The 23,576-nt window shown below is 65.3% G+C and carries 19 protein-coding genes and 1 tRNA gene; 11 read left to right on the top strand and 9 right to left on the bottom strand.

The annotated features are described in order from the left end of the window. Window positions 1–26: 26 nt before the first annotated feature. The 3 genes from U0034_RS14850 to U0034_RS14840 all read left to right on the top strand — a co-directional run bounded on the left by U0034_RS14850 (window position 27) and on the right by U0034_RS14840 (window position 4,790). Window positions 27–491 (top strand): RidA family protein, encoded by a 465-nt coding sequence (locus U0034_RS14850; RefSeq protein ID WP_085230258.1) that lies wholly within the window; start codon window positions 27–29, stop codon window positions 489–491. Between the two features lie 592 nt (window positions 492–1,083). Then, window positions 1,084–3,438 carry a bifunctional diguanylate cyclase/phosphodiesterase gene (locus tag U0034_RS14845; RefSeq protein WP_085230257.1) on the top strand — a complete coding sequence of 785 codons (2,355 nt, stop codon included), beginning with the start codon at window positions 1,084–1,086 and terminating at the stop codon, window positions 3,436–3,438. Window positions 3,439–3,524: 86 nt separating this feature from the next. After that, window positions 3,525–4,790: a chromate transporter gene (locus tag U0034_RS14840; RefSeq protein WP_085230256.1), complete on the top strand. Its 1,266-nt coding sequence runs from the start codon at window positions 3,525–3,527 to the stop codon at window positions 4,788–4,790. A gap of 37 nt (window positions 4,791–4,827) precedes the next feature. Here U0034_RS14840 and U0034_RS14835 read toward each other — a convergent pair whose 3' ends face one another. From U0034_RS14835 to U0034_RS14820, 4 genes are all read right to left on the bottom strand, one after another. Beyond that, window positions 4,828–5,286, bottom strand: a complete 459-nt coding sequence (locus U0034_RS14835; RefSeq protein ID WP_085230287.1) for a CopD family protein — start codon at window positions 5,284–5,286, stop codon at window positions 4,828–4,830. Between the two features lie 64 nt (window positions 5,287–5,350). Beyond that, the gene (gene parC, locus U0034_RS14830; RefSeq protein ID WP_085230255.1) at window positions 5,351–7,669 is read right to left on the bottom strand and encodes a DNA topoisomerase IV subunit A; all 2,319 of its coding nucleotides are present in this window, start codon (window positions 7,667–7,669) and stop codon (window positions 5,351–5,353) included. Window positions 7,670–7,706: 37 nt separating this feature from the next. Beyond that, window positions 7,707–9,692, bottom strand: coding sequence for a DNA topoisomerase IV subunit B (locus tag U0034_RS14825; protein ID WP_085230286.1), 1,986 nt, complete (start codon window positions 9,690–9,692; stop codon window positions 7,707–7,709). A gap of 290 nt (window positions 9,693–9,982) precedes the next feature. Beyond that, entirely contained in the window at window positions 9,983–11,920 is a 1,938-nt protein-coding gene (locus U0034_RS14820; RefSeq protein WP_085230254.1) for an ATP-binding cassette domain-containing protein, read from the bottom strand. A 290-nt stretch (window positions 11,921–12,210) separates the two neighbouring features. On the opposite strand from U0034_RS14820, the gene U0034_RS14815 reads away from it, so the two are divergent. From U0034_RS14815 to U0034_RS14800, 4 genes are all read left to right on the top strand, one after another. Further along, window positions 12,211–12,393 (top strand): rubredoxin, encoded by a 183-nt coding sequence (locus U0034_RS14815; RefSeq protein ID WP_085230285.1) that lies wholly within the window; start codon window positions 12,211–12,213, stop codon window positions 12,391–12,393. A 125-nt stretch (window positions 12,394–12,518) separates the two neighbouring features. After that, window positions 12,519–12,593: transfer RNA gene (locus U0034_RS14810), tRNA-Arg, on the top strand. A 545-nt stretch (window positions 12,594–13,138) separates the two neighbouring features. Beyond that, window positions 13,139–14,062: a hypothetical protein gene (locus U0034_RS14805; protein WP_085230253.1), complete on the top strand. Its 924-nt coding sequence runs from the start codon at window positions 13,139–13,141 to the stop codon at window positions 14,060–14,062. A gap of 129 nt (window positions 14,063–14,191) precedes the next feature. Beyond that, the gene (locus tag U0034_RS14800; protein WP_085230284.1) at window positions 14,192–14,572 is read left to right on the top strand and encodes a DUF5594 family protein; all 381 of its coding nucleotides are present in this window, start codon (window positions 14,192–14,194) and stop codon (window positions 14,570–14,572) included. A gap of 43 nt (window positions 14,573–14,615) precedes the next feature. On the opposite strand, the gene U0034_RS14795 is transcribed toward U0034_RS14800, so the two are convergent. The 4 genes from U0034_RS14795 to U0034_RS14780 all read right to left on the bottom strand — a co-directional run bounded on the left by U0034_RS14795 (window position 14,616) and on the right by U0034_RS14780 (window position 18,069). After that, window positions 14,616–15,146 (bottom strand): TIGR00645 family protein, encoded by a 531-nt coding sequence (locus U0034_RS14795; protein WP_085230252.1) that lies wholly within the window; start codon window positions 15,144–15,146, stop codon window positions 14,616–14,618. Between the two features lie 214 nt (window positions 15,147–15,360). Continuing rightward, window positions 15,361–15,507 (bottom strand): hypothetical protein, encoded by a 147-nt coding sequence (locus U0034_RS14790; protein WP_158243564.1) that lies wholly within the window; start codon window positions 15,505–15,507, stop codon window positions 15,361–15,363. A gap of 169 nt (window positions 15,508–15,676) precedes the next feature. Continuing rightward, window positions 15,677–17,158: a SulP family inorganic anion transporter gene (locus U0034_RS14785; RefSeq protein ID WP_085230250.1), complete on the bottom strand. Its 1,482-nt coding sequence runs from the start codon at window positions 17,156–17,158 to the stop codon at window positions 15,677–15,679. 215 nt (window positions 17,159–17,373) lie between these two features. Beyond that, window positions 17,374–18,069, bottom strand: a complete 696-nt coding sequence (locus tag U0034_RS14780) for a carbonic anhydrase (RefSeq protein ID WP_085230283.1) — start codon at window positions 18,067–18,069, stop codon at window positions 17,374–17,376. Window positions 18,070–18,409: 340 nt separating this feature from the next. Here U0034_RS14780 and irlR point away from each other — a divergent pair, with 340 nt between their 5' ends. The 4 genes from irlR to U0034_RS14760 all read left to right on the top strand — a co-directional run bounded on the left by irlR (window position 18,410) and on the right by U0034_RS14760 (window position 22,771). After that, on the top strand, window positions 18,410–19,093 hold the full coding sequence (gene irlR / locus U0034_RS14775) for a heavy metal response regulator transcription factor IrlR (protein ID WP_085230282.1): 684 nt from the start codon (window positions 18,410–18,412) through the stop codon (window positions 19,091–19,093). Further along, the gene (locus U0034_RS14770) at window positions 19,090–20,487 is read left to right on the top strand and encodes a heavy metal sensor histidine kinase (protein WP_085230249.1); all 1,398 of its coding nucleotides are present in this window, start codon (window positions 19,090–19,092) and stop codon (window positions 20,485–20,487) included. Before irlR ends, U0034_RS14770 begins: the two co-directional genes overlap by 4 nt. Window positions 20,488–20,749: 262 nt before the next feature. Further along, window positions 20,750–21,259, top strand: a complete 510-nt coding sequence (locus tag U0034_RS14765; protein ID WP_085230248.1) for a YbhB/YbcL family Raf kinase inhibitor-like protein — start codon at window positions 20,750–20,752, stop codon at window positions 21,257–21,259. Window positions 21,260–21,406: 147 nt separating this feature from the next. Beyond that, on the top strand, window positions 21,407–22,771 hold the full coding sequence (locus U0034_RS14760) for an MFS transporter (RefSeq protein ID WP_085230247.1): 1,365 nt from the start codon (window positions 21,407–21,409) through the stop codon (window positions 22,769–22,771). 57 nt (window positions 22,772–22,828) lie between these two features. On the opposite strand, the gene U0034_RS14755 is transcribed toward U0034_RS14760, so the two are convergent. Then, window positions 22,829–23,203, bottom strand: a complete 375-nt coding sequence (locus U0034_RS14755; RefSeq protein WP_085230246.1) for a BON domain-containing protein — start codon at window positions 23,201–23,203, stop codon at window positions 22,829–22,831. Window positions 23,204–23,576: the final 373 nt, after the last annotated feature.

The following is a 23,576-nucleotide window of genomic DNA, read 5'->3' as shown; positions in this document are numbered from 1 at the left end:
TCTTTTTTCTTCATCGAGGACATCCCATGGCTCAACAGAACGTCTACGACAAGCTCACCGCCCTCGGCATCGCACTGCCGGTCGCCGCCACGCCGGCCGCCGCGTATGTCATGTGCGCGCAAACGGGCAACACCGTCTATGTTTCCGGACACATCGCGAAAAAGGACGGCAAGCCCTGGGTCGGCAAGCTCGGCGCGAACATGACGACCGAAGAAGGCAAGGACGCCGCGCGCGCCATCGCCATCGATCTGCTCGCGACGCTGCACGCGCATACGGGCGATCTGAACCGCGTCAAGCGCATCGTGAAGGTCATGAGCCTCGTGAACTCGACGCTCGAATTCACCGAGCAGCACATCGTGACCAACGGCGCCTCGGAGTTTTTCGTCGAAGTGTTCGGCGATGCGGGCAAGCACGCGCGTTCGGCATTCGGCGTCGCGCAGATTCCTACGGGTGCGTGCGTCGAAATCGAGCTGATCGCCGAGCTCGCATAAGAAGACAGCCTCCATGGCGTCGCGACGCGTCGCGTTCAAACAGGTCGACGTCTTTTCGACCGCGCCGTTCAAGGGCAACGCGCATCGCCCCCTTGTCCGAAGCCGAGTACGGCGCGCTCGCGCGGGCCCTCGGTACCGGTGAGATCGATTTCAACGACGTGCCTCCGTCACGGCTGGACAACGGCGTGCGCTGGCTTGCCATCCGGCTGGCCTCGCCCGAAACCTGCATCGGCCTGAAAATCGATGGCGCCGCCTTGTCCCGCGTCGTGCAACGCGCCCAACACGCCCCCGCACGCCCCCTAATACGCCCATTACCGGGCGCCGGCCCGGTTCCCCCTTGCACGCGCACGCGGCGCCCGGCGCGAGCCCGCGGGCTGGTTCGGCCGCGCGCTCGATAAGCAAGCGCTATCCTAATCTCAAACCATTCAGTAATATCCTGCTCAGGCCGCCCGCTTGAGGCTCGGCCGGGCGATTTTTCACTTATTGGAAGCGCTATCGACAAGCCAGGCACGAAGCTCGCCATGCAGCCAAGAACAAACCTGCTCCGCCCGCTGGAACCCATACGCCGACGCCCGATACCCGCTCACCCCCGATGAACTTCGCCCGGCTCCTTACCGCCCGTGACACCCGTGCGAGACGCGACCCCGCCCGCTCCCGGCGGCGCGCGCTCGTGGCCATCCCGGTGCTCGGCCTGCTCGTGCTGGCACTGCTGTGGACCGTAATCTGGGCGCGGCTGTCGGTCGAACGCGACTCGACTTATCGCGAGGCTGCCGCCTCCGCCGCGATCCTCTCGGCGGCGCTCGAGCAACATACGATCAAGGCCATTCACCAGGTCGACCAGATCACGCGCTTCGTCAAATACGAATTCGAGAAGAATCCGGATCATTTCGAGCTGCGAAGCACGGTCGACAAAGGCGTCGTGCAAAGCGACACACTGGTGCAGGTCGCGATCATCAACGAGCACGGCAGGCTCATTGCGTCAACGGCCGAAGCGAACCCCACGCCGATCGATCTGTCCGATCGCGAGCACTTCAAGGTGCACGAGCACGAAAACGACGATCAGCTCTATATCAGCACGCCGGTGCTCGGCCGCGTCTCGCATCAGTGGACCCTGCAGATGACACGGCGCCTCAACCACCCCGACGGCTCGTTCGCCGGCGTGGTCGTGGTATCGGAAAATCCTAATTACTTCACGAGCGATTTTTACAATAATGCGGCGATCGGCAAGGAGGGCGTGATCGTCGTGATCGCCGACAGCGGAGCCGTGCTGGCGCGCCGCACGGGCACTGCCACGAGCCCGGCCGGGGCCTTCTCGGCAACGGGAACCTACCCGATCTCGGAACACGTTTCGGGCACGCAGATCGATCCGATCGACGGCGTGAAACGCATCGTCTCCTATCGCCATATCGACGGCTACCCGATGGGCGTGCTCGTCGGACTGTCCGAATCGGAAGAATTCGCCGATTACAATCACACGCGCAATGTCTACCTGCTGATGGCGGGATTCATCTCGCTTGCGATGCTTGCGTTCTTCGCGGTTGCCACCGGGCTGATCGGCAAGCTGCTCGGGCGCGAGCGCGAAATGACGCATCTCGTCGAGTTCGACCTGCTGACGGGCCTGCGCAATCGCTATGCCACGCTGCAAAGCCTCCGGCAGGACGTCAGCGACCCGTCCAACGTCGGCCGTCTCGCGATCCTCTTCATCGATCTCGACAACTTCAAGACCGTCAACGATACGCTCGGCCACAACGCGGGCGACATCGTCCTGCAAATGACGGCCTCGCGGCTCGCCGACACGGTCGGCGCCGCCGGCGTGCTCTCCCGGATCGGCGGCGACGAGTTCGTCGTCGTGCTCAAGGGCGGCGACGTCGAGCGGCAGGCCGTGCAATTGGCCGAGACGATGCGAGAAGTATTCGAGGAGCCGTTCGACGTGCGAGGCACGTCGTTCGTGCTGCATGCGAGCATCGGCATCGCGCTTTATTCGGTTAGCAGCGAAAGCGAGATCGATCTGCTCAAGAAGGCCGATCTTGCCATGTACAGCGCCAAGGATGCCGGCAAAAACTGCTATCAGTTCTACTCGCCGCACCTTTCGCACCGCGCCGATCACCTGATGCAATGGGAGCAGCAACTGCGCGTGGCGCTCGCCGAGCAGCAGCTCTTTCTCGTCTATCAGCCGAAGATCGACCTCGCGCGCCGCTGCATCACGGGCTTCGAGGCGCTCGTGCGCTGGAACCATCCGCAGCAGGGTGTCATCGCGGCAAGCGAGTTCATTCCGGTGGCCGAATCCACCGGCCTTATCGTGCCGATCGGCGACTTCGTGATCGGCGAGGCCTGCAAGCAGCTCGCCACCTGGCAGGCGCAGGGCTATGAATCCCTCTCGCTCGCCGTCAACATCTCGGCCGTCCAGTTCTGGCGCGGCGATCTCTACGAGACGATCGCGCGAGCGATCGAGGAAACCGGTATCGCCGCCCACCGGCTCGAGCTCGAGATCACCGAGACGGCGATGATGGAGTACCCCGAGCTCGTATCGGAGAAAATTTCAGCGCTGAAAAAGCGGCTCGGCGTCAGCATCGCCCTCGACGATTTCGGTACCGGCTATTCGTCTCTGTCGTATCTGAACCGCTTCTCGGTCGATACGCTCAAGGTCGACCGCTCGTTCGTGCAGGCGATCCCCGCCGACCGCAGTGTCTGCGTCATGGTTTCGGCGATCGTCAATCTGGCGCGGTCTCTCGGTCTCACGGTCGTCGTCGAGGGGACGGAAACCGAAGAGCAGATCGCCTGGCTCTCCGCGCTCGGCAACATTCAGGCGCAGGGCTTTCTGTTCTCGCGGCCCGTACCCGCCGACGGCATTCCCGCACTGCTCGAACGCTTCGGCGTATGCGGCGCGCGCGAACCGATAGCGAGCGCGGGCCGCAACCAGACGAGCACCAGCGGGCAATCTGTTTAGAGACTGCGGTAAGCGGCAGACCCAGGCATGCTCCGATCGCGAAGCGCGAGAAAAGCCCCGAGCGCGCGGCCGCAAGGACCGAGTCGATGACTGACGCCACGACGCACAAAAGAGACGTTCGGGAGACACCGCTCGCGCCCGCGTCGCCAAGTATCGGCGGCGCGGCCGACGATGCGCAGCGCGTGGCGCGCGAACCGCTGTGGACGCTTTTTCGCGTCGTCTTTCTGCGCTCGGCGCTCGCCTGGGGCGGGCTGGCGCTGATGGCGCAGCTCGAGCTCCACTATGTGGACCGGGAGCGGCGCTTCACGCGTCTGCAATTCTCCGATCTCGTCGCGCTTGCGTGGATGGTGCCCGGCGCCGTCGGCTGCAACGTGGCCGTGCAGGTCGGCCACGCGCTACGGGGCGGCATCGGGGCCTGGGTGGCCGGTACGGCCGCGGTGCTACCCTTTTTCGGCATCATGAGCGCGTTCGCGGTCTCGTACGACTCGGCGTTCGTCCGCTCGTTCGCCGCCCCCGCGCTGATGGATTATTTCGCCGTCGTGCTGGGTGCGCTCATTGCGCTCACCTGGTATCGCCAAACGCGCGCACTCGTGCACGGCCGGCTGCAGCGGCTCGCTGCGGCGCTCGGCTGCGTCGCGCTGCTGCTCGCGCAAGGAGCCGGAACGTTCGTGCTGCTGCTCGCCGCGGCGTTCTTGAGCGGCTGGGCGGCGAGCCCCGCGCGCGGCGAGCGCCTCGAGTTCTCGCTCCAACGCGGCGACAAGCTGTTGCTTGCGGCACTCGTTGCGCTGGTCGTCGTATTCGCGCTGCCGCTGCCGCCGCGCTATCAGTTCACGCTGATCTGGCCTCGCCTTGCAGGCGCCGCGATGACGCTCTTCGGCGGCGGCTTCTCGGCGTTGCCCGTGCTGAAGACGGTCTTCGTCGTGCCGCCGCTCGGCGTCACGCTGCGCGACTTCACGCTCGCCTTCGCGCTTTCGCCGGTTTCGCCGGGACCACTGCTCAACGTCATCCCGTTCCTCGGCTACCTCACCTACGGCCTCGCTGGCGCCATTGCCGCCACGCTCGCTTTCTTCGTCCCGTCCGGCCTTCTGATCGTCTTCGCCCGCCGGCATCTGCACCGGCTCGAAGCCCACGCGCGCTTCGAGCATGGCATGCGCGTGCTGCGCGCAACGACTACGGCGTTTCTGCTCGTCGCGGTCGTGCACATCGCGCGGCATGTGCCGCCGCAGCCGACTTATCTCGCCACCGCCGTGTTCGCGCTCTTTGCATTCGCGCGCCTGCGGATGCCCGTCTACGCGGTCTATGCCATCGTGGCGCTCGCGTACGGCGCGTCGGCACTGCTGGCCCACGGCTGAGCCCCCGGGCCCCGCCGAAGCCGGCTTTGCCGCTTCGTCAGAACCCCCGGGAGTACACCGCCACCGCGATCGTCACGATGCCCAGCACGAGGTTGACGAGCACGAGCCGGCGCATGACATCGACGGCCTGCGCGCCATCCGGCCAACGCTGCGCCTGCACGGCACGGCGGATGCGCGGAAATACTGCGAACCGCAGATGCCCGAAGACCATCATCATGACGACGCCGAGCGTCGCCATCAGTTGCAGCGGCCACGGCGCCTGCCCGCCGCCGAAAACGACGAGCAAAAACCCGCCCGAGAACACGATCGCGAGCACCGCCACGCCGACCCAGTCGAGAAAGCGGCCGAACACGGCTTCGACGAGCGGCAACCGCAGCTGCGGCGAAACGTCCGCAAGCGAGGGGCGCAGACAGAACTGCGCGAAAACCATCCCGCCGACCCATACGACGACGCCGGCAAGGTGAAGAAACAAGGCAACGTTCATGGCAATCGACATGAGCGGCATCTCCGAAAGTGAACGATGAATGGCAAGCGAACGGCGTGCTGGCGTACCCGCGGCATCATGCCAGCGCCGGACGCAAGCCGGCGATTTTCATGCGCGTGTCCGGTGCGCGGCCGCGACGCGCGCGCTTGCCGACATGCGGCGCGAGCGCGGCGCCTGCGAGTACCTCTTCGACCGGCTTGCCCCCGCGCCCCGAACCTTGCATCACGACGCCGGCCGTACCGATGGCGAGCGCCTGCACGAGCGTTTCCTTGTCGTCGAGCATCATCAGCGTAATGCCACGCCCCCCGGCCGACAGCGTCTTCATTTCGTCGATTCCGAATACGAGCAGCCGCCCCGCGCTCGACAGGCAGGCGACCTGCGTGGCCTCGGGGAGAACCGGCATCGGCGCGAGCGGCACGGCACCGGTGTCGATGGTCATGAACGACTTGCCGCCCTTTTGGCGGCTCACCATGTCGCCGAGCCTGGCCAGGAAGCCGAAGCCATTGCTCGATCCGAGCAGCAGCAGCTGGTCGGCGCTCGCGGCGTAATAGTGCAGCACCCGGCTGCCTGCTTCGAGCTCGATGAGCGAGGTCACCGGCACGCCGTCGCCGCGCCCGCCGGGCAACACCGCGACGGCAACCGAATAGACGCGCCCCGTACTGCCCCAGGCAACGAGCGTGTCGGGCGTGCGGCACTGGAAGGCGGCGTAGAGGCTGTCGCCATCCTTGAACGAGAAACCGGCCGGGTCGAGCCCATGGCCTTTGAGCGCACGGACCCAGCCGCGTTGGGAAACGACCACGGTGACCGGCTCGTCGACCACGCGGGCCTCGAACGTCGCCCGCTTTTCCTCCTGGATCAGCGTGCGGCGCGCATCGCCGTACTGCTTCGCATCGGCCTCGATTTCCTTGACGATCTGACGCTTCATCGCCGTTTCGCTCGCGAGCAGTTCCTCGAGCCTGGCCTTCTCGTCGCGCAGCGCTTCGAGCTCCTTTTCGATCTTGATCTTCTCGAGCCGAGCGAGCTGTCGCAAACGGATTTCGAGGATGTCGTCGGCCTGCCGCTCGGAAAGGCCGAACGCCGCGATGAGCGCCGCCTTCGGCTCGTCCGATTCGCGGATGATGCGGATCACCTCGTCGATGTTGAGGAAGACGATCATCCGCCCTTCGAGGATATGGATGCGATCGTCGACCTTCATCAGCCGATGGCGCGTGCGGCGGGTGACCGTCGCGAAACGGAAACCGATCCACTCGCGCAGAATCTCGACAATGCCCTTCTGGCGCGGCCGGCCGTCGGCGCCGATCATGACCAGGTTCAGCGGTGCATTCGATTCCAGGCTCGTATGCGCGAGCAGCGAATTGATGAACTCGGCCTGATCGATGCGGCTCGTCTTCGGCTCGAACACGAGGCGCACGGGCGCGTCCTTGCCCGATTCGTCGCGCACGGCGTCGAGCAGCGCCAGCATCGTCTGCTTCATCTGCAGTTGCTCGGGCGTGAGCGCCTTCTTGCCGAGCTTGACCTTCGGATTGGTCAGCTCCTCGATCTCCTCGAGGACTTTCTGACCCGACGTGTTCGGCGGCAGTTCGGTCACGACGAGCTGCCACTGGCCGCGCGCGAGCTCTTCGATCTTCCAGCGCGCGCGCACCTTCAGGCTGCCGCGCCCCGTCTCGTAGGCGGCGGCAATTTCGGTCGGGCTCGAGATGATCTGGCCACCACCGGGGAAGTCCGGCCCCGGCACCAGTTCCATCAGTTCGGCGTGCGAAATGTTCGGGTGCTTGATCATCGCGACCGCGGCCGCAGCCACTTCGCGCAGGTTGTGCGACGGGATTTCCGTGGCCAGGCCAACCGCGATGCCCGACGCACCATTGAGCAGCAGGAACGGCAACCGCGCCGGCAGCAGCTTGGGTTCTTCGAACGAGCCGTCGTAGTTCGGCATGAAATCGACCGTGCCCTCGTCGATTTCGTCGAGCAGCAGCTTCGCGATCGGCGTGAGGCGCGCCTCGGTGTAACGCATGGCCGCCGCGCCATCGCCATCGCGCGAGCCGAAGTTGCCCTGCCCGTCGATGAGCGGATAGCGCATCGAGAAGTCTTGCGCGAGGCGCACGAGCGCGTCATAGGCCGACTGGTCGCCGTGCGGATGGTACTTGCCGAGCACGTCGCCGACGACGCGCGCCGACTTGACGGGCTTCGCGTCGGATGCAAGCCCCATCTCGCTCATTGCATAGAGAATGCGCCGCTGCACGGGTTTCTGGCCGTCGCTCACGTCGGGGAGCGCACGCCCCTTGACGACGCTCACGGCATAGCCGAGATAGGCCTGCTCGGCGTAGTGGCCGAGCGTCAGTGATTCGCCGTCCGGCGGTACCGCGGTCGTGGCGAAGAGATCGTCTTGTTGAGCCATCGAATATGGAGTCCGTATTCAGGAGATCGAAGCGCGCTCAAATATCGGCTTCGACTTCATTGCCCTTTTCCTCGAGCCAGCTGCGGCGCGCGGCCGCTTCGCCCTTGCCCATCAGCATCGTCATGCGATTGACCGTGCTGTCGAAATCGAGCTCGCCGAGCGCAACGGGCATGAGCCGGCGCGTATCGGGGTTCATCGTCGTGTCCCACAGCTGCTCGGCGCTCATTTCGCCGAGGCCCTTGAAGCGGCTGATCGTCCATTGCGACTCGCGTACGCCATCCTTGCGCAGCTTGTCGAGAATCGCATCGAGCTCGCCGTCGTCGAGCGCGTAGAGCTTTTGGGCCGGCTTTTTCCCGCGTGCCGGGGCATCGACGCGAAAAAGCGGCGGCCGCGCGACACACACGTGCCCGCGTTCGATCAGTTGCGGGAAATGCTTGAAGAAGAGCGTGAGCAGGAGCACTTGAATGTGCGCGCCGTCGACGTCCGCGTCCGACAGGATGCAGATCTTGCCGTAGCGCAGGTTCGAGAGATCGACGGTATCGTCGGGGCTGTGCGGATCGACGCCGATCGCCACCGAGATGTCGTGTACCTCGTTGTTCGCGAAAAGCCGGTCGCGCTCCGTCTCCCAGGTATTCAGCACCTTGCCGCGCAGCGGCAGGATCGCCTGGTATTCCTTGTCGCGGCCCATCTTGGCGGAGCCGCCGGCCGAATCGCCCTCGACGAGGAAAAGTTCGTTGCGCGCGATGTCGGTCGATTCGCAGTCGGTCAGCTTGCCCGGCAGCACGGCAACCCCCGAACTCTTGCGCTTTTCCACCTTTTGACCCGCACGCGTACGTGCCTGGGCCTGCTTGATGACGAGTTCGGCGAGCTTGCGGCCGTGCTCGACGTGATGGTTGAGCCAAAGCTCGAGCGCCGGCCTCACGAACGACGACACGAGCTTGACCGCGTCGCGGCTGTTGAGCCGCTCCTTGATCTGCCCCTGGAACTGCGGATCGAGTACCTTCGCCGAGAGCACGAACGACACGCGAGCGAAGACGTCTTCGGCAAGGAGCTTCACGCCCTTGGGTTGCAGATTGTGCAGCTCGACGAAGCTCTTGACCGCCTGAAAGAGCCCGTCGCGCAAGCCCGATTCGTGCGTGCCGCCCGCCGGGGTGGGAATGAGGTTCACGTAGGATTCGCGCGTGAGCGTCCCCTCCTCGCTCCAGGCGACAACCCAGGCCGCGCCCTCGCCCTCGGCGAACGAGTCCTCGCTCGAGCGCGTATTGTCCGCATAGCGCTCGCCTTCGAAGAGCGGGATCAGCAGTTCGCTGCCGGCCATCCCTTCGAGCAGATACCCGCGCAAGCCATCTTCGTACTTCCAGGACTGGCGCTCGCCCGTTTTCTCGTTGACGAGTACGACTTCCACGCCGGGCAGCAGCACGGCCTTGGAGCGCAACAGGCGCTGTAGTTCGCCGAGCGGCAGATTCGACGAATCGAAATAGGTGGGATCGGGCAGCGCGCGCACCCGCGTGCCGCTGCGCTTTTCGCCCCTCGCCGCCGCGCGGACCTCGAGCGGGCGGACAACGTCGCCATACGCGAAGCCGATCTCGGCCGCCTTGCCGTCGCGCCAGACGGTGACGTCGAGCCGCTTCGAGAGCGCGTTCGTCACCGAAACGCCGACTCCGTGCAGGCCGCCCGAGAACGTATAGGCGCCGCCCGCGGCCTTGTCGAACTTGCCGCCCGCATGCAGGCGCGTGAAGACGATTTCGACGACGGGCACCTTTTCGTCCGGATGCATGCCGAACGGAATACCGCGGCCATCGTCCTCGACGGAAACGGACTGATCCGCATGCAGGGTCACCGTGATCTGACGGCCATATCCGCCAAGCGCCTCGTCGGAGGCGTTATCGATGACTTCCTGGATGATGTGCAGCGGATTCTCGGTGCGCGTGTACATGCCGGGCCGCTGCTTGACCGGCTCGAGACCCTTCAGCACCTTGATCGACGCCTCGCTGTACGCGGCGCTTGGCTTTTTCGTGGACATCGTGTCGTATTCGTCATCGTTGTCCACAGCGTATGGGGATATCCGCGTGGACAAAACGTTGAAAGTTCAAAAAAAACGAGTCGAATCAACGGGCTCGCAAGTCGTGCACGCGAAATGGGCGGCGCCGCGAAACGCGTGACGCCGGCCCTCGCAATCGCGGCGTATTTTACTGGTTTCGACTTCGCGGGCAATTCGGCCAAAGCGCCGCCTCCCCGGCCGGACGATACCGGTGCGGGCACCGGCGGCCACGGCGCTTGCCGCCCGCGCGCCCCCTCGGACGGCGCGGCCCGCTACTTGCGCTTCGCTTCGAGCGCTTCCCAACGCTCGAGGGCGGCCAGCAGTTCGTCGTCGATCGCGGCGTAGCGCTCCGTGAGCCGTGCGCCCTCCTTGGCGTCCTTGGCAAAAATCGAACCGTCCTCGAGTTTGGCCCCGATCTCTTTTTGTTCCGCCTCGAGCGCGGCGATCGTTCCGGGCAGCGCCTCGAGCTCGCGCTGCTCCTTGAACGAGAGCTTCACCGTGCGCTGCGCGTTGCGGCCGGCGGCACTCTCCTTGGGTGCCGCCTCGCGCGCGGGCGCGGCGCCCGCGACCTTCGGCGCCGCCTCTTCGGACAAGCGCCGCGCGCGTTCGCTCTGCTGCTGCCAGTCGGTGAACCCGCCCACATACTCGCGCCATTTGCCACCGCCCTCCGCGGCGATCACGGAAGTGACGACGTTGTCGAGAAAGGCTCGATCGTGGCTCACGAGCAGCACCGTGCCGTCGTAATCGTCGAGCAGTTCCTCGAGCAACTCGAGGGTGGGGATGTCCAGATCGTTGGTCGGCTCGTCGAGCACGAGCACGTTGGCCGGACGGGCGAAAAGGCGTGCGAGCAAGAGCCGGTTGCGCTCGCCGCCCGAGAGCGACTTCACCGGCGAGCGCGCGCGCTCGGGGGCGAAGAGGAAGTCCCCAAGGTAGCTCATGACGTGCTTGCGCGTACCGTTCACTTCGATCCAGTCGCTGCCCGGGCTGATCGTGTCGGCCAGGCTCCTCTCGGGATCGAGTTGCGCGCGCATCTGATCGAAGTATGCAACTTGCAGGTTGGTACCCACTCGGACACTGCCCTCGTCGGGAGCGAGCGCGCCGAGGATCAGCTTGAGCAGGGTCGTCTTGCCGGCCCCGTTCGGACCGATGAAGCCGATTTTGTCCCCGCGCATGACCGTGGTCGAGAAACGGTCCACCACCGTGCGTTGACCGTAGCGCTTGGTCACGTCCGTGAGCTCGGCGACGATCTTGCCCGAGCGTTCCCCCTGCCCCACGTCGAGCTTCACGTTGCCCTGCACGTTGCGCCGCTCGGCGCGCTCCTCGCGCATCTGAACAAGCCGCGCGATGCGCCCCACGCTGCGCGTGCGGCGCGCTTCGACGCCCTTGCGGATCCAGACTTCTTCCTGCGCCAGCAGCTTGTCGAACTTCTCGTTCTCTACGCGCTCGACTTCGAGCTGCTGGGCCTTGCGCGTCTGGTAGGCCGAGAAGTTGCCCGGATACGACAGCAGCCGTCCGCGATCGAGCTCGACGATACGCGTGGCGACGCGATCGAGAAACGCGCGGTCGTGCGTGATGAACAGCAGACCGGCCCGCGCGCCGACAAGCAGTGTTTCGAGCCAGCGGATGCCGTCGAAATCGAGGTGGTTGGTCGGTTCGTCGAGCAGCAGCACGTCCGGGTCGAGCACAAGCGCGCGGGCGAGCGCGACGCGCTTTTGCATGCCGCCCGACAGTGCGCCCATGCGGGCCTCGCCGTCGAGGCTCAGTTGGGCGAGCGTCGTCGAAACGCGCGTGCGCCAATTCCAGGCATCGCTCGCATCGAGCTTCGATTGCAGCGCATTCATGCGGGCGAGCAGCGCGTCGTGGGCCGGACCTTCAGGTGCGGTGGCCAGTTCATGGGCCACCGAATCGTATTCGCCCAGCGCGGCGCGCGCGGTGGCAAGACCGGCCGCGACGGCATCGAACACCGTTTCGTCGGGCGCGAATTCGGGCTCCTGCGGCACATAGACCGTGGTGAGATCCTGCTGGCGCGTGACGAGCCCATCGTCGGGCTGCATGAGCCCCGCGACGATCTTCAGCAGCGACGACTTGCCCGCCCCGTTGCGGCCGATGAGTCCCACGCGCTCGCCGGGCTCGAGCGAAAAGTCGGCGTGATCGAGCAACGCGACGTGGCCGAAGGCGAGTTGAGCATCGGCAATGGAGTAAAGCGACATAGGAACGCGCCTTCGCGAAAAAATCCGAAACGCCCATTGTACCGGCCGCGGGGGGCGCGCCCCGTCCCGGCCCCAGCGCGCACGGTACAATTGCGGGCTGAGCGCCGCGAACGCCGCGCAAACGGGCTCAAGGCAAAGGGGCAGCAAGGCAACCGGGGCCTGGGTGGTGTCCGGGCAAAGTCTTGGCGGCCCCTGCCGGACGGCAGGACGGGTGCGACACTTCGCCCCGGCCAAGGCGCGACGAATCGACGCTATCGTATTGATTTTTGGGATTGAAGAAGGTAAACGCCGTGAGCGACGTGATCGAATACAAGAGCTGGGTCTGTCTGATCTGCGGATGGGTGTACAACGAAGAGGAAGGGCTGCCCGACGAAGGTATCGCGGCCGGCACACGCTTCGCGGATATCCCGGATGACTGGCGCTGCCCGCTTTGCGACGTGAGCAAGGCCGAATTCAGCGTAGTGGAGTTCTGACGTTCGCCGGACGGTCGCCGCCAGGGCCGCCCGCCGATCGGCCGGTCGAGAGCTTGGGCGGCGTCTTTGCTATACTCTGGGCCGCACCGGCATGGCGCACGCCCTCGCGCCTCGCTGAAGGACCCCTCCCCGTAGTTCAATGGATAGAACGAGTGCCTCCTAAGCGCTAGATACAGGTTCGATTCCTGTCGGGGGGACCAGCGGTGCGCTCGACGCCCGCCACGTCACCGATATCAGAGGGTTCGCGCGGCCTCGGCCGGTTTGCAGGCGCCCGTACCTGGTCCTGCTGCCGCGCCCCGCGGCCCGCCGTCCACCGCGGCGATCCTGCTGCCGCTCCCAAGAGCCTCACGAAAGGCGCCTCCCGATGCAACCGCCGGTACCCCGGCCCCCGATGTCCGGAATTCATAGCCGAGCGTGTAAGCCCACAAGCTGTATGGATCCCAAACAAGCGGTTGCAAATCTGGCGACGATAATGACAAAAGGCGACGCCCCACAAATCCGCCCCTGAAAAACGCCACTGGCTTCAGTGCGGACTTTTGCCCACAGGCGCAAAACGATTGACGGTAGAAAATCATCGGTCGCGCCATGCGCCCCCTCGCTTTCCGGCTTGTCGTCGCCCGACCGTGCCTGTTTTCGAGGCACCTCTTTTCCTGTAAGCTGCGCCTTTGCGGAAAACGACCGGCGGATGCCCTGCTTCAGGGCCGTATCGAGTCGTGCTTGATATCTCAAACGATAAAAGACCAAAGTGCCGATTCACGTCATTTATTCGTCATTCGGGGGCAGGAAATACCACGATCAGACGCGGTTCAGCGTATTGACGCTCCTGCATCTGCTACTCGAAGCAAAGCGCACCGACATTCGCATCGTCGTCTATACCGACGCCCCCGCCACCGTACCGAAGCACGATCTCGTCATCAGCATGCCGTTCACGGCGCAGCAGCTTGCCGAGTTCCGGGGCCCGCTCGAATACGTGCATCGTGTAAAGGTGGCCATGCTGCAGCATGCGGCCAAACACTTCGGCACAGCACTGCTCTATATCGACGGCGACACGCGCTGGCGCGAGCTTCCCAATGACGTCTTCGAGCAGTTGGCACTCGGCAACAACATCTACATGCATGTGGATGAAGGCCGATTGAGCGAGCAGTTTTTTCCCAGCTACTTCCACGCGCTCGAAAACCTGCGAGCCCCGCTGCAGTCATTCGGCATGCAATTCGGCACACCGGACCTGACGATGTGGAACGCCGGCGTCATTGGCGTCCCGGCCGGCTCCGACGCATTCCTGGCGCGCGTATTGGCTGTCAACGACTTCCTGTTCCCGCGCCTCACGCCGCGCAACTGGGTCGAGCAACTTGCATGGGCGCTTGCCGTTGCCGAGCGCGACGACGTAGTGGCGCTGGGCGACAAGCTTCATCACTACTGGAACTACAGCTACGAAGCGCCGATCTATCTGGCCGAAATCTTTTCCGGTATCGACGAAAACTGGAGCGTGGAGCGGCAGGCCGAATATTGTGCGAAATACGATTGGAGCGAGGCACGCCTGAAGGAACTCGTGGCGGCGCCCGAGCACAAGCGCCAGCGGCGTTTGAAGAAGTGGCGCGCATCGATCCAGAAACGCAAAATGGGCCTGCGCATTCGCTTTTCGCAATTGCTGGGGCGCGGCACCTTCTAGGGTCCAGCCGGCATGCGCATCGAACGCCGGTGTGCGCGCTCACCGGCCGTGCCGCATGAAGCGGATCGTGCTAACGTCGCCATTGCGGTGAATGAAGTCGGAACGACGCCGCTATCGGAAGACGTCCGGATGAACCCAGAGACAGCAAAACGATTCGAAGCCGAATGCGTGCCGCGCATCGTCGCCGCACTCCAACACTATTTCGGCGAAACCACGCGCGCGAGCGTGACGTCGTACGATGGGCCCAATCGTCCGACGACGATTATGCTGCGTGCCGCTCCTCAGGGGCACCAGCGGCCCTACTCCTACCCCCTCGAGTTGCACTTCACCTGGGATCCCTGCGAAATCGAAACGCTCATGCGGCCCGACGGCGGCGCGCGCTTCGCGCACTACCTCGAAGCCCTGCCGCGCAAGCTTCGCGCATGGGAAAGCGCGCGTGGCATCGATGCGCGGTCGCGTACGCAAGCGGCACCGTCGATCCTCCTCGGCAGTCTCGATTTCGAGGGGTGATCACGGCAGGCCGACTCGCGCCGGCCACCGCCCCGTCATAGGCTCAATGCTTTTCGGCCTTCACCGCGACCCAATCCATCAGCGCGAAGAGCAGCCCCGAACCGACGAACGTCAAATGAAGAATGACGAGCCAGCGAATGCGCACCTCGTCGAGCGGCACATCGGCTTCCGTCAACGTCATGAACGCGCGTAGCAGCGAGATCGCGGAAATCGCGACGATCGAGCCGATCAGCTTCATCTTCAGCCCGGAGAAATCCAGTGTGCCCATCCAGTCGGGTCGGTCTTCGCTGCTGCCCGTATCGATCTTCGACACAAAGTTTTCGTAGCCGGAAAACATCACGATGACAACGAGATTGCCGGCAAGCGACAGGTCGATCAGCGTCAGCACACCGAGAATGATCTGTTCCGGATCGGCATGCAGCAGGTTCGGCAGGATATGGATGAGATCGCCGACGAAGGCGACCAGCAGCATCGCCAGCGAAAAAATCAGCCCGATATAGAACGGCGCAAGCAGCCAGCGCGAATTGAAGATGACACGTTCGATGAGTTTTTCCAGTGCTTTTCGTTGATGCATAGCGTGCTCTTACATGCGTGGATCGATGCAGCCGCGGCCGAACCGGACGCCGGCGCACCGGTTCGTCACCCGCAGCCCGACATGGACTCGGAACTGCGCATTGTAGCGGCGTATACCGTCAAAACCGTGTCGGGTTCGGGCGAAAAAAAAGAGGGGGCGACGGACGACGGCGGGCGCCGGGCAGCGCTCGCCGCGAGGCAATATTGACGAAGCTCTACCGGCGACGATGCCAGTGATGTTCGTCGATCCAGCGCATGAGATCGTGGAGCGGATGATCGGTGTGATAGCGCGTGGCCAAGGCCAGCGCGGCACCCACGAATACCGCCAGCAGCAGCATCAGGCTCATCGAGGAATCGGCCATGGCGACCTCCTCCATCATCGCGATACCGCTATTTTATGCGCGGCAATGGAGCCGGCAAGTGCGGATCTGCACGTAGTGGCCGTACCCGCAGCCACTACGTGCAGAGCAAAAACTACGATTTTTCGTCATACGAATCTGCGCGGGGCCGCACGACGATGCCTGGCCCCATTCAGCGCCAGCTCACCGAAATCCCGCGATGCGCCGACTGCGCGGCGAACTCGGCGATGAGGCTGCGCACGTCGGGATCGACGAAATCGGCTCGGCTCGTATCGACGATCAAGGTCGCGCGATCGGGCAACTCCGCCAGGTGCGTCTTCAGCTTCGCGCGAATAAAACAAGTCACGTCCTTGCGGAAGAGCAGCAGAAACTCGTTGCCGTGGCGGGCGATCGAGAACGGATGGCGCAGGTTCGGATGGAGCGCGAGCACGATGCTGCAAGCCAGGCCGCATGCGATACCGATCAGCAGATCCGTAGCCAGGACGCCGGCGATCGTCGCGATGAACGGCACAAAGGCATTGAGGCCCCGCCGGGCGGTGTCGACGAAGAGCGCGGGTTTCGCGAGCTTGTAGCCCGTGGCGATCAGAATCGCGGCGAGGCAAGCGAGCGGAATGCGGTTCAGCAGCCCCGAGAGCGCAAATACGCTGGCGAGCAGCAGCACGCCGTGGATGAACGATGACCAGCGCGTTTGCGCGCCGGCATGCAGGTTCGCCGAACTGCGCACGATCACCGACGTGATCGGCAGCGCCCCGAGCAAGCCCGCCAGCATGTTGCCGACCCCTTGGGCCTTGAGCTCACGGTCGGGCGAGGCCGAGCGCTTTTGCGGGTCCATCTGCTCGATCGCCTCGAGGCACAAAAGCGTCTCGAGGCTCGCGACGATCGCGATCGTCGCCGCCAGACGCCAGACGTCGAGATTCGCCAACGCGCTCATGTCGGGGCTCGTCAGTACGCCGGCCAGCGCACCGAGCGAATCGAGCGGTGCCAGGTTGACACGAGACGCGGCCGGCAGCGCAAGCGCCGGCGCCCACGCGTCGAAGGCCGCCGTCGCCGCAATGCCGAACGCAACGACGACGAGCGGTGCGGGGACCTGCGAGACGACCGGCAGGCGACGCACGAAGCGGCTTTCCCAACCGAACAGAATCGCGAGCGAAACGAGCGCGATACCCGAGGCGCCGAATGCCATCGGGCCGAACGGCGTCTCGAGCCCCATCGTGCCGGGCGTGCCGGCCGCACCGAGACCCAGCGCGACGGGTGTCTGCTTGATGATCAGCAGCAAGCCGATGGCGGCCAGCATGCCCTTGATCACGGGCGAAGGCACATAGGCGGCGAAGCGTCCGGCCTTCAAAACGCCAAAGAGAAACTGCATGGCGCCGCCCACCACGAGCGCGCTCAGGAACGCGGAAAAACCACCGACATTCGCGATGCCGTCTACGACGATCATGATCAGGCCGGCCGCCGGTCCGCTCACGCTCAGTCGAGACCCGCTCAAGAGCGCGATGACGAGCCCGCCGATCATGCCCGCGAGCAGGCCGGCGAACGGCTCGACGCCCGATGCCTGCGCAATGCCGAGGCAAAGCGGCAGCGCGACGAGAAAAACGACCGTTCCGGAAAAGCAATCCCGCGGCAAAGTTGCCGCCAGCTTGGCATGGTTCATGGCTTATCGTTGCAAGAAGGTTGCGGAAAGGATGAGGCCGTGCGGCCGCTCCGATGCGGTGCCGCACGGCAATGCGCGCGATGGATGTCGGAGTAGGCGCCGCGCTGCCCGCACCCGCCGGCACGCGGGCAGCGCCGTCTCGGGCGCCGAAGCCCGCCGATCGGCGCCGCCCGGCAAAAACGCGCGAGCGGCCCGGCCGGGGTTCGGCGCGGCCGTCAGGCGCCGCCGGCCGCGCGCACGGGCTCGCGTTCGCGTTGCGCCGGCCGGTGCGCAGCCGCCATCTGCGCGATGTCGGCCGCATGCGAGCGCTCCAGCGCGGGCTCGGCGCTCTCGAACGGCAAGACCCGGATATGCCCATCTCGAATATCGAACATCCAGGCATGCACGCGCGGGCGTGGCGCCGCGTCGTGCACCACGGGGCAGGCCCGCAGCACGCGGGCCTGTTCGAGCACGTTGAGTTCGGCGAGCCGGTTCGTGCGCTCGTCCGCATCCTCGATCGCGTCGAGTTCTTCCCGATGGCGTCGCGCGAGCCAGCGCAGCGGGCGGATCCGCTGCTCCACATGAGGCACGCCCTCGTTCGGTGCACCGAGCGCCGCCCGCACCCCGCCGCAGCCGTAATGGCCGCAGATCACGATGTCCTTGACCTTCAGAACGCATACCGCGTACTCGAGCACGCTCATCGTGTTGTCGTCGTGCGGAACGAACAGGTTGGCAATATTCCGGTGCACGAAAAGTTCGCCCGGACGTGCGCCGGTAACGATTTCGGCCGGCACGCGGCTGTCGGCGCAGCCGATCCAGAGCACTTTGGGGTCCTGGCCGAGTTTGAGCCGCTCGAATATCTCAGGGTCGCCGTGAGCCGCCTCTCGCGCCCAGGCAACGTTTTGCAAGATCATCTGCTGAGTGAAATCCATCGCTACCTCTCCATAGCCGGGATCGAGGACGTCAATGAACGCCATGAATGCCGTTTGCGCATTCACGAGCAGATTGTCGTCACCAGCCGCATCGCAAACATGACGGCAAGATGATTTTGTTGTCATCTGAGCGGGCCGATCCTCGGCCATGGCGCGGCTTCGATACGGCGTTGCCGAGCGCCCGAATCTTGCATGTCATGCGAACCGCATGAGTAAAACGTTTTAGGCGGAACTTATCGAGATAGCGGCCGGTCAACTGTCGTCACCCGAGCGGCGCGCCGATCGATCGAGGGCATCGACCGAACCCACCGCCTGCCCGCACGGTGCAATGAGAAAAGGAATGAAGATCCTGATCGTAGAGGACGAACCGAAAACCCGGACCTATCTGAAACAAGGGCTCGTCGAGGCCGGCTTCGTATGCGATATCGCCGAAGATGGCATCACCGGCTTGCACCAATTGCGAACGGAGGATTACGACCTCGCGATTCTGGACGTGATGTTGCCCGGCAAGGACGGCTGGTCCGTCGTCGAAGAGTTGCGCAAGACACATCGCACGCCCGTGCTCTTTCTCACGGCGCGCGATGATGTGGACGATCGCGTGCGCGGGCTTGAGCTCGGCGGCGACGACTATCTCGTGAAGCCGTTCGACTTCGTCGAGCTGCTCGCACGCGTACGCTCGCTGCTTCGCCGGGGGCAAACGCTCGACTCGTCGGTGCTGCGCGTTGGCGACCTCGAGCTCGATCTGATGCGCCGCAAGGCCCGGCGCCAGGGGCGCACGATCCTGCTCACGGCAAAGGAGTTCGCACTGCTCTGGCTGCTGATGCGCCGCGAGGGAGAAATCCTCACGCGCTCGATCATCGCCTCGCAGGTGTGGGACATCAATTTCAGCAGCGATACGAACGTCGTCGACGCCGCCATCCGGCGCGTGCGCGCGAAAGTCGACGACCCCTACGAACCCAAGCTGATCCATACCGTGCGAGGCATGGGCTACGTTCTCGAGCAGCGCGAGAACACCGCGTCATGATCGAGCGCCTCGTGCCGAGGACGATGCGAGGCCGGCTCGCGATTCTCTTCGCGTTCTCGACTTCCGTGATTCTGGCGGTGAGCGGCGCGCTGCTCTACGAAACGCTGTCGCGCTCGATCGCGCAATCGCTGCGCCACGAGATGGAGGCCACACTCGCCGCGGCCGTCTCGCGGCTCGCGACCGTCGACTCGCTCGACGAGCTGCGCGCGCAACGCCCTGCCTCGACGCTGCTGCTGCAGGGGCACGAGGACGTCGACCTCGCCGTCTACGATACGTCGGGCGGGCTGCTCGTCGGCAGCCCGAACTTCGTGGCAAGCCCGAACGTGCTGTCGGTGCCGCTCGTCAACGTGCCGATCCCCGTGCAGCACCGCGAACGGCCGATCCGCTACCTCGTGGCCAAAGCCGAACTCGGCGAGCGGCGTACCGCGGCCTTGCGCGTCGTCGTTCAGCGCAACTACCGCGGAGCACAGGCGTTCCTGCACATCTGCGCGCTGAGCGTGGTGCTCGGCATCGTCGTCGGGACCGTGCTCGCGGCATTGCTCGCATACCGCATCGCCGTGTTCGCGCTCAAACCGCTCAGCCAGCTCGCGGCGCGCGCCGACGAGATCTCGGGCAACCGCCTCGCACATCCGCTGCCCGCGAGCGACATGGCCGACGAGTTGCGCGAGCTCACACAGGCGTTCAACCGCATGCTCACGCGGCTCGACGAATCGTTCACGCGCCTCACGCAGTTCTCGTCGGATCTCGCGCACGATATCCGCACGCCGCTCACGAACCTGCTCGCCCAGGCGCAGGTGGCGCTCTCGCAGCCGCGGTCGAACGAACAATACCGCGCGATCATCGAATCGAGCGTCGAAGAGTTTCAGCGGCTGTCGCGCATGGTCGACGACATGCTTTTTCTCGCCCGCGCCGACGCGCGCCAGCGCAAGGCCCACTTCCAACTCGTCGACGGCGAGCGCGAGGCCTTGCGTGTGGCGCGGTACTACGAATCGATCGCCGAGGATCGCGGCATCGAAATCCGCGTCGAAGGCCATTGCACGTTCGAGGGCGATCCGCTGCTCGTGCAGCGCGCACTCGGCAATCTGTTGTCAAACGCGTTCAACCATGCGCCGGCAGGCTCGGCGGTGAGCATCGAATGCCGGCGCCTGGACGAGTGCGCCGTGCTCTCGGTCAGCGATACCGGCCACGGGATCGCCGAGACGCACCTCAGCCGCATCTTCGATCGCTTCTACCGGCTCGATCCGGCGCGCCAGAATTCGGCCTCAGGCACGGGTCTCGGGCTCGCGATCGTCAAGTCGATCATGGACGAGCATGGCGGCGAATGCGTCGTGAAAAGCATCCCGAACGTGCGTACCACCTTCTCGCTGCGCTTCCCGCGCCGCGAGCGGACATAAGGCGCTTCGTCGCATCGGCAGCGGGCAAGCTCATGCCGTGCGTGGCGGGCGTGCAGCCCGCCTATACTGGTATTCGTGTCGATTGGCCGGCCGTGTGCGCGCTCGCGCGGCGGCGGCATGGGCCCGGTGATACACTCGCGTCGCTCAGAGCGGTTGCCGCCGTGCGAGCGGTCGCCCGAGTCCCTTGCCGTCCTTTGCCGTGGCACAGCGCGCCGCGCCCGCGCAGACGAACCTCGAACCGTTTCGAACAAGGAGGCCCCTGATGGCTGAATTCCGGCTTTGGTCCGACGACTTCCCGAGCAACGGCTTCATGCCGAAAGAGCAGGAATGCAACGACAAGTCGTTCGGCGTGGATGGCTCGGGCGGCAATGCCTCGCCTGCCCTGCAGTGGGAAGGCGCGCCGCCGGACACTCAAAGCTTCGCGCTTACCGTGCACGACCCCGACGCCCCCACGGGCAGCGGCTTCTGGCACTGGGTCGTCGTCAATATTCCCGCCGATGCGCGCTCGCTCCCGCGCAACGCCGGCAAGGCCGACGGCACGCTGCTGCCGGCCGGTGCACTGCAGTTGCGCAACGACTATGGCACCCAGGGTTTCGGCGGCGCGGCGCCGCCGCGCGGCGACAAACCCCATCGCTACATCTTCCGGCTGCATGCCCTTAAAGCGGCCCATCTGCCGATCGGCGCCGACACGACGAACGCGGTCGCGCGCTTCATGACGCACTTGAACGAGATCGACTCGGCAACTTACACGGGCCTCTACGAGCTCAAATAACGAACGCCCGCCGCGAGCGCCAGCCACGCGCTCGCGGCGGGCGCCGTGTCGCCCGCACGGGGCCCGGTGCACGAGCAAGCGAGCCGAAGGCTTCCCCGCTTACAATGCGGGTCTTCTCGCCACGCCGCACCTGCCGCGCCCTTTCCGATGGAAGCAGATCAAGGCCTCCCGACCCCTCAGCGCTTTTGGGCGATCGTCGTCATCGCGCTCGGGCTGACGCTCGCCGTGCTCGACGGCGCCATCGCCAACGTAGCCCTGCCCACTATCGCCCGCGAGCTGCGGGCAAGCGCATCGACATCGATCTGGGTCGTCAATGCCTATCAGTTGGCCATCACGATCTCGCTGCTGCCGCTCGCCGCGCTCGGCGACCGGATCGGCTATCGGCGGGTCTATACCGCCGGACTCGTCCTCTTCACCGTCGCCTCGCTCGGGTGTTCGCTCGCGCATTCGCTGACGGAGCTGGCGATCACGCGTGTCGTGCAGGGGTTCGGAGCAGCCGGCATCATGAGCGTGAACACGGCGCTCGTGCGCGCCATCTTTCCGCCCACCATGCTCGGCCGAGGCGTCGCAATCAATGCGACCGTGGTCGCCATCGCTTCGGCCGTGGGCCCCACCATCGCCTCGGGCATTCTCGTCGTCGCCTCGTGGCCGTGGCTTTTCGCCGTCAACGTGCCGATCGGCATTGCGGCCATGCTCGGCGCAGTGCGGTTTCTGCCGGCCAACCGCGGTCATGAAGGCCCCTACGATTACGTGAGCGCCGTCATGAACGCGATCGTCTTCGGCCTGCTGATCGTGACGATCGACGGGCTCGGGCACGGCGAGCGCATCGGTCTGACCATCGCGCAGGCGGTGGTGGTCGTTGCGCTCGGTATCGTGTTCGTGCGCAGACAACTTTCCCAGAAAACGCCGCTTCTGCCCGTCGACCTCCTGAGAATTCCGCTCTTCGCGCTTTCGATCGCCACGTCTGTCTGCTCGTTCTGCGCTCAGATGCTCGCGTTCGTCTCGCTGCCGTTCCTGTTTCAGAACCTGCTCGGTTTCTCGCAGGTGGAAACGGGGCTGCTGATGACCCCCTGGCCCTTTGCGATCGTATTCGCCGCGCCGCTCGCGGGCGTGCTCTCCGACCGGTACTCGGCCGGTGCACTGGGCGGCATCGGGCTGGTCGTGCTTACGATCGGGCTGATTATGCTGGCCACCGTCGGCGCGCATCCGTCCGCGTCGGACATTGCATGGCGCATGGCTATCTGCGGGGCCGGGTTCGGCCTCTTCCAGGCACCCAACAATCGACAGATGCTGTCGGCCGCGCCGCGCGAGCGCAGCGGCGGCGCGAGCGGCATGCTCGGCACCGCCCGCCTGACCGGGCAAACGCTCGGCGCAGCGCTCGTTGCGTCGATCTTCACCGTTGCGCCCTCGGAGGGCCCGACGATCGCCCTCGGGGCGGCTGCGGCATTCGCCGCGGTCGCCGCCTGCGTCAGCCTGCTGCGCCTCACGCAACCGCACAACGCGGCTGCCTGACGCCACTGACGCCACTGACGCCGCTGACGCCGCGCCCCAAGGCGCACCGGCGAGCGGTCATTCGCTTGCGCCGGCTTCGGTCACTTTCAGATGATTGTTGACGGAGCGCACGCCGGATATGCCTTCGACAATTTGCTGCGCGCGCGTTTTGTCGGCGGCGCTCGGCACGCTGCCGGTCAGCGAAACGACGCCGCGGCGCGTCTTCACATGCACGCGCGACGCCTTCAGATCCTTGGCGGCGATCAACTGCGCTTTGGCCTTCGCGGTGATGGTGCTGTCGCTGATGTGCTGGCCGAGCGATTCGGACGATGCGGCCGGCGCCGTATCGGCCGTGGTCGAGGCGGGCGGCGCACCCGTCTGCGCCGCGGCGCTCAGACACACGGATAGCGAGGCGGCGGTCGCTGCGATTTTGAGTACACGGAGCGTGTTCACGGTTCCTCCTGCTCAAAGATGGAAAGTCATACCGGCTCTTGCACCGCGGGGTCGTCGCGGGCCGGCGCAAGCTGAACGGATGGCAGCGACGGCCGCTGCGCCGGCGATATAGCGCAGCGGCCCCGCGCGAGTGCACGAGCCGTCGCGCAAGCCGCATGCCGGGCGCGCATTCGCCGCCGCGCCGAGGTAGGCCGCTCGCGCAGACCGCTCGCCTTGAAAGACGCACGCCCCCTGCCGATCGGGCAGCCCGATTGGGCACGACCCGGCGCGCTTTTTGCACGCCGGCTGTAAAACATGCGCGGTTCGGGCCTCTCCCGGGAGGCGTTGCGTGGCACGCATAGTGCACTGCGAGGCGATCTGCGCCAGATGGTAT

Source organism: Trinickia caryophylli (assembly GCF_034424545.1).
GTDB lineage: Bacteria > Pseudomonadota > Gammaproteobacteria > Burkholderiales > Burkholderiaceae > Trinickia > Trinickia caryophylli.
Note: the sequence above shows the minus strand (reverse complement) of the source record. Positions and strands in the feature narration are given on the sequence as shown.